This window comes from Micromonospora sp. NPDC005257, assembly GCF_042872445.1.
In the GTDB taxonomy this organism is placed as follows: Bacteria; Actinomycetota; Actinomycetes; order Mycobacteriales; family Micromonosporaceae; genus Micromonospora.
In genome coordinates this window covers 1-4,519 of the sequence record NZ_JBIAKL010000030.1, presented here as the reverse complement: position 1 = coordinate 4,519, position 4,519 = coordinate 1, and the positions used below count along the sequence as shown (strand labels likewise).

1 protein-coding gene and 1 pseudogene are annotated in these 4,519 nt (G+C 70.7%); one reads left to right on the top strand and one right to left on the bottom strand.

The genetic code is table 11. From position 1 onward, the window contains the following. Positions 1–81: 81 nt before the first annotated feature. Positions 82–3,483, bottom strand: a complete 3,402-nt coding sequence (locus ACFYO8_RS29595; RefSeq protein ID WP_357712005.1) for a BTAD domain-containing putative transcriptional regulator — start codon at positions 3,481–3,483, stop codon at positions 82–84. Positions 3,484–3,781: 298 nt separating this feature from the next. On the opposite strand from ACFYO8_RS29595, the pseudogene ACFYO8_RS29590 reads away from it, so the two are divergent. Further along, positions 3,782–4,519, top strand: a pseudogene (locus ACFYO8_RS29590) (hypothetical protein); the annotation flags it as partial.

Here is a 4,519-nt window from a genome sequence, read left to right as displayed (position 1 = left end):
CCCCGTAGACACCCAATTCGTCTACGGCATCTGACCACCACACCCACCACGGCGGGACCCGGACACCACCGGGTCCCGCCATCACGGCAGGTGCGTCAGCAGTGCCTCGATCGCCTCGCACTCGCGCGCCCGGTCCGGAAGCGACGTCGTCCCGAGCAGCTCCCGGACACCCGCGCAGTGTCGCCGGGCCTTGTCCGGTTCACCCAGCCGGACCGCCGCCTTGGCCTGCACGAGGAGGGCGTCGCCGTGCAGTACCCGGTAGGCGTTGCGGGAGGCGATGAGGACTGCGTCCTCCGCCGTTTCGTAGGCCTCCTCGGCCGCGCCTTCGAGCAGTGCGGCCTCGGCGAGGCCGATGGCCGCCTGGCATTCGAAATATTGGAAGCCGCGTTTCCGGCTGATCGACAGGCTTTCGGTGAACCGTGTGCGGGCGTCATCGACGGCCCGGCTTCCCAACAACGCGAAGGCCAGTGTGTTGAGGGTGGCAGCCTCGGCCCGCAGGTTCCGCAGCTTCCTGGCCAGCCGCAGCGCCTCGGCGGCGTTGTGTGCCGCGGACACCCACTCGTTCAGCTGGCGGTCGAGTTGGCTCAGCTCGTCGAGCACCGACAGCTCCCGCAGCGTGGACCCGGTGCGACGGTGGTAGTCGAGTGCGGCCGCGAAGTGGGCACGCGCGGGCTCGAAGTCTTCCATCTGCCGTAGCACCATCGCCAGGTTGTGCCGGTTCGCCATTGCCGACAGGTGGCGCGCCGACCTCTCGTTCAACCGTTGGGCCGCCGTCAGGTAACCGGCCGCCTCGGTGAGCTGGCCCCGTTCGTGGCACAGCGTGCCCAGGTCGTTCAGCGTCACCGCCCGAACGTGGTGGAACTCGGGACCCGTCCCGAGGTCCAATGCCCGCTGATAGAGACCCCGCGCCTCGTCCGGGTGGCCCAACTCGGCCTGCACGAGCCCGAGGTTGTGTGACAGGTATGCCTCGCCGACGAGCCAGCCGCTGCCACGGGCAGCCGCGATGCCTCGACGGTAGGCGGCGGCGGCCAGATGATGCTTTCCGGCCGCCCAGTGTGCCTGCCCGAGAGTCTGATGCATGGCGGCCTGAGCCCGCATGTCACCCGCGGCCTCCGCGGCGGCGAGTCCGGCCGACCCGCTCGCGAGCCAGGCGACCACGTCTCCCGAGACGAAGAAGTATCCGCGGAGCTGGTCCGCCAACTGCCAGGACCGTGCGCCATGACCGTCAGTCGCGGCGACTTCGACCGCCGCGACGAGGTTCGCCGCCTCCTGGCTGAGCCACGCCGTCGCGGCATCGACATCGGGAAACGGGTTCTCGGCCGGGTCGACCTCGATCGGCAGCCGCACCATGTCGGGATAGACCAGTGTCATCGCCGACGCGGTCCGCGTCAGGTACCAGGTGTAGAGCCGGGCCAGGGCAGCGCCACGGTCGACGGGCGTCTCCCGGGTCTCGCCGGCTCGCAACGCGTACAGACGCAGCAGGTCGTGGTAGCGGTAACGGCCCTCCACACCGCCGGGCTGGAGCAGGTTCTCCGTGACGAGGTGGTCCAGCGCCGCCCGGACGCCGCGCTGTTCGGACCCGAGCAGCGCGGCGACCGCGGCGGCCGAGAAGTCTTCGCCCGGGATCAGCGCGGCGGCCTGGAAGACCTCCACCACCGCCGACGGCAGGGCGCGGCAGCTGATGGCGAAACTGCTCGTCACGGTGCGGTCACCGAGGCTGAGCTGGGCAAGCCGCGACCCCTCGTCGGTCAGCCCCTGCAGGACCTCGGCAACCGTGCTCTCCGGGTGGCCGACCAGCCGGCCCGCCACCAGCCGCACCGCGATCGGCAACCGGCCACATGCGTCGACCAGGGCCTCGGCGTCCCTGCGTTCGGCGTGGACCCGGGCCGCACCGAGCTTGATCCGCAGCAGGTGCAGTGCCTCGTCCGACGTGAACACCGGCAGGAGCGTGGTGGCGGCGCCGTCCAGTTCCTCGCACTGGTTGCGGCTGGTGACCAGGACCGCGCTTCCGCCGGGGCCCGGCAGCAGCAGGCGGATCTGGGCGGCGTTGTGCGCGTTGTCGAGCACGATCAGCACCCGCCGGTCGGCAAGCACGCTGCGGTAGAGCGCTGCGGCCTCGTCCTCGTCACCGGGAATGGCGCGCGCCTCGACACCGAGGGCTCTCAGCAGTCGAGCGAGCGCGTATCCGACCGCGACCGGCCGGTCTTCGCCACCACCGCGGAGGTCGATGTAGAGCTGACCGTCCGGGAAGTCCCGCCGTACTCCCCAGGCCGCCTTCAGGGCGAGGCTCGTCTTGCCGACACCGGCCATGCCGGAGATGACGCGGACGACTGGTGCTCCACCGTCCGGGTAGCGCAATGCCCACTCGAGCTCGCGCAGTTCCTCGGCGCGTCCGCAGAAATCCGCCGGTGGCGCCGGCACCTGCCGCGGCGTGACGACGGCACGAGTGTCCACCGGCGTACCCGCGCTTCGATCCCCCGGCCCGCCGATCACGGCCTGCCGCGCCTCGGTCAGCTCGCGGCCGGGATCGACGCCCAGTTCCTCGGCGAGCCGCTGGCGGACACTCTCGAAGGCTTCGATCGCGGCGGCCTGCTGCCCCGCGGCGGCGAGTGCGACGACCAGCCGTGCGTGCAACGACTCGTGCCACGGGTGCCGCCCCGCCAGCCGGCGCAGAAGCGGGAGGACCTCCCGCTGCCGGTGCAGCACCTCCCCGAGGCGCGCCAGACGCACGGCCGCCTCCACGCGCTCCTCGGCCAGCGCCGTGATCAACGGATCGCCGGAGAGTTCCGGCACGTCCTGGGCGGCGTCGTCGCCGTGCCACATGGCGAGCGCGTCGAGGAGCAGCTCGAAGGCGCGCTCGGGTGGCAGGGCCGGTGCGCCGGCCTCCAGGAGGCGGGACCGGTAGCCCACCAGATCGAGCCGTTCGGCATCGGCCGGCAGCTCGTATCCGCCCGACCCGAGGATCACCGATGGCGGCTGCTCAGGGTGCGGTGCCGGCTCCAGCAGGCGACGGATCCGACTGATGTGTGTCTGCACCACGTTTGTCGCCGACGTCGGTGGCGCGTCTCCCCACAAGAGATGGATCAACTCCTCGCGGCCCACCGGACGGCCGGGAGTCAGCGCGAGGCGCGCCAGCACGACACGGTGCCGTCCGGCTCGGAGGTCGGTGGGCTGACCGGCCCGGGTGACCAGCAGCGGCCCCAGCACGGAGATCCGGGCCGGCCCGGTCGCCCTGAGACGCTCCCGCTGCGGTGGCCGGGACATCTGCTTCATCCGCATGCGGTCCTCGTGGTGAAGACCCAAGGCGTCGGCAAGTGCCTGCAGGGAGCGTCCACGCAGTCTTCCGCTGCGCCCCTGCTCGAGGTCACGAACCACACCTACGCTGACCCCGGCCCGATCCGCGAGATCGGCCTGCGTCAGGCCGCGACCGACCCGAGCACGCCGCAGAAGCTCGCTGAGGCCGCCAGGCCCCCCGTCGCCCATCGTCGACTCCCCCGTGTGCACGATCGTCAACCCGTGGGGCCGCCCGAAGCGCCCCCGGCGGCCGGCTCGTCGACGGGTGGCCGACGATCGATACGCGCCGGCGGTGACGATCTGACTCGTACATCTGTCCGGACAGATCGTAGTACGAGTTCACTACAGGATCTGTCCCTCCAGTCGTACGTCAGAAGCGCTCCGCACACTCTGAGCACGGCGAGGCGGCAGGCACGCCGGAAGAGATGGGGAGAACACATTGCACTCATACGCTCGACGAGGTGGCTCATGGGCACGCAGGTCGCTGGTGCCGGTGGCGGTGCTGGCGGCGGCCCTGGCTTCGACGCCCACTGTGGCGTCCGCGACGCCCGACACCTCGGCGGTGGACGCGGCCGGCACAGCGGTCGCCGCCGCACCGGGCGATCCGGCGCTGCCCGACTACCCGGGCCTGGCGCCACGGTCGCGAGCGTCCGCCGCGGTGAGCACCACGCCGATCCCGTGTGGCAACAACGGTGCTGACAAGGACATGCAGAGATCGGAGGCGGTCAAGCGGGCACGTAGCTGGCTCAGTGGCGGCGGTGTCCCCTACAGCCAGGAACGCTGCTACGAGAACCAGTACGGCGACTATCGCACCGACTGTTCCGGGTTCGTGGCGATGGCATGGGGTCTCGGCGGCTCGGGTAGTTCGTTCTGGACCGGAAACCTGGACAGTCGCTCACACACGATCTCGCGCGGCGATCTCGCCCCGGGCGACGCGCTGCTCCGGCACACCGGGAACACCAACGAGAACCACGTCGCCCTGTTCGTGAAGTGGAGCGACTCCGCACACACCACTCCGGTGGTGATCGAGCAGACGGGCAGCTCGGACACGATCGAACGGACCTGGACCTCCAGCTACGCCAGCCTGTACACCCCGGTCCGCTACGACAACATCCTCGAGGACGTGTCCCCGGAGGATGTGCCGATTTCGGGTGACTGGAACAACGACGGCATCGACACCGTCGGCGTCTTCCGACCCAGCAACTCCACCTTCTACCTCCGCGAC

Coding starts and splice junctions, on each gene's coding strand:
- ACFYO8_RS29595 (WP_357712005.1), bottom strand. CDS start 3,483: ATGGGCGACGGGGGGCCTGGCGGCCTCAGCGAGCTTCTGCGGCGTGCT.